The organism is Bradyrhizobium sp. UFLA05-153, assembly GCF_054185185.1.
Genome location: NZ_JBBIAM010000303.1, coordinates 1 through 1,761, shown reverse-complemented (window position 1 = coordinate 1,761; position 1,761 = coordinate 1). Strand labels below are relative to the sequence as shown.

Annotated in this window: 3 protein-coding genes; 1 reads left to right on the top strand and 2 read right to left on the bottom strand. The window is 63.0% G+C overall.

The window, feature by feature from the left end:
• Positions 1–80: 80 nt before the first annotated feature.
• On the bottom strand, positions 81–854 hold the full coding sequence (locus Q2941_RS51545; RefSeq protein ID WP_254113815.1) for an SDR family NAD(P)-dependent oxidoreductase: 774 nt from the start codon (positions 852–854) through the stop codon (positions 81–83).
• A gap of 105 nt (positions 855–959) precedes the next feature.
• On the opposite strand from Q2941_RS51545, the gene Q2941_RS51540 reads away from it, so the two are divergent.
• Complete coding sequence (locus Q2941_RS51540; protein WP_254112072.1) at positions 960–1,427, top strand: winged helix-turn-helix transcriptional regulator; 468 nt, start codon at positions 960–962, stop codon at positions 1,425–1,427.
• Between the two features lie 94 nt (positions 1,428–1,521).
• Here Q2941_RS51540 and opgC read toward each other — a convergent pair.
• Positions 1,522–1,761, bottom strand: a 240-nt coding sequence (gene opgC / locus Q2941_RS51535; protein ID WP_458197529.1) for an OpgC domain-containing protein, incomplete at its 5' end; no start/stop codon positions are given.

Here is a 1,761-nt window from a genome sequence, read left to right as displayed (position 1 = left end):
CTGTTTTGGAAATACGTCTCAGGGATGAGGGAACCGGCCGGCGCAACCGCGCCAGGCCGGTTCAATTTTCACTTCATCGATCAACCGCGAAAGATCGGAGCGCCCGCAGGCGAGCCGGTCGCGCCACCATCGACGAAGATCTCGGCACTCTGCACATGCGCGGAATCATCGGAGGCGAGGAACAGCACCGTCTTCGCAATGTGATCTGCTTCACCGATCCGGCCGAGCGGCGTGGTCCTGGCGATGCGGCTCTCCAACGCGGCAAATGCCTCGTCGGTCGGCGCCGCGCCCTTCCAGATCGGCGTGCGGGCCGCGCCCGGCGCCACCACGTTGACGCGGATTCCACGCGGCGACAGTTCGGACGCCATTACGCGCGCCATCGAGCGCACGCCGGCCTTGCTCGCGGCGTAGGCGGAATAGCCGGGATTGCCGAGCACCGAGATCACCGAGCCATTGAGAATGATGGAGGCGCCGTCATTGAGATGCGGCAGCGCCGCCTGCACGGTGAAGAACACCGAGGTGATGTTGGTGCGGATCACCTGCTCGAACGCGGACAGCGTGGTGCCACCGAGCGGCGTATTGCCGGGGATGCCGGCATTGGCAAAGACGATGTCGAGCTTGCCGAATTTCTCGACCGCGCGCGCGATTGCCTTCTCGGTCGCGGCGACGTCGTTGATGTCGGCTTCCACCGCAAGACCGCTGGCCCCGAGTTCCTTCGCGGCAGCCTGCAGCGTGTCCTTGTTGCGCCCTGTGATAGTGACCTTGGCGCCCTCGGCCACGAACAGCTTTGCCGTCGCAAGGCCGATGCCGCTATTGCCGCCGGTGATGAATGCCGTCTTGCCCTTCAGTCTCACGCTCGCCTCCTTGGTTGCATAATGAAACTGGATTGCCATCTAGGGCATCTAGTTTTATAATGCAACCACACAAGCGCGTGATCGGCGCACGATGGGAACGGCACGATGGTGAAACGAACGAGCTTTGAGGGGGACTCCTGCCCGATCGCGCGATCGCTGGAGGCGATCGGCGACTGGTGGTCGCTCCTGATCATTCGCGAGGCGCTGTTCGGCGTGCGTCGCTTCGGCGAGTTCCAGGCCAAGCTCGGCATGGCCAAGAACATCCTCGCCACGCGGCTGCGCGCTCTCGTCGACCACGGCATCCTGAAGATCGCCCCCGCCTCCGACGGCAGCGCCTATTCTGAATATGTGCTGACGCCGAAGGGCCGCGGCATCTTCCCGGTCCTGGTCGCACTCCGGCAATGGAGCGAGGAGTTCGACGACCGCCCGGAGGAGATCGCGACCATCCTGGTCGATCGCGACAAGGGCCGCCCGGTGAAGAAGCTCGAGCTGCGCGCGGAGGATGGACGGGTGCTGAGTGCCGTCGACACCACGCTCAAGGCGCGGCCGCGGCGGAGCCGGAGCGCAGGTTAGCGGATGTCAGCTTTTCTGGAAACGCTCCGCTTGTCAGAGCATGCCCGGCTCTGACGAGAGAAGATCGGCCCACTGAGCAATCCAATAGTTAGAATCAAGCTACCATTTTCTCACCCGGCTTGCCCGCGATGGGTGCTTCCTTGCGTGGCCGCTTGATGATCTTGTCGATCTTTTTCGACCAGTCGCCGTAGTAGGCCAACGCGCATAGAATTCCGACCCCCGCGGCGCTAATCAGGATTTGAGTGAGCAGCGCTCCTGAACTGATCGTCAGCAGGAAATAGCCGAGGAACGAGAGAAATATGCCGACGCAGAACACCCGCAGGGACTGTTGACC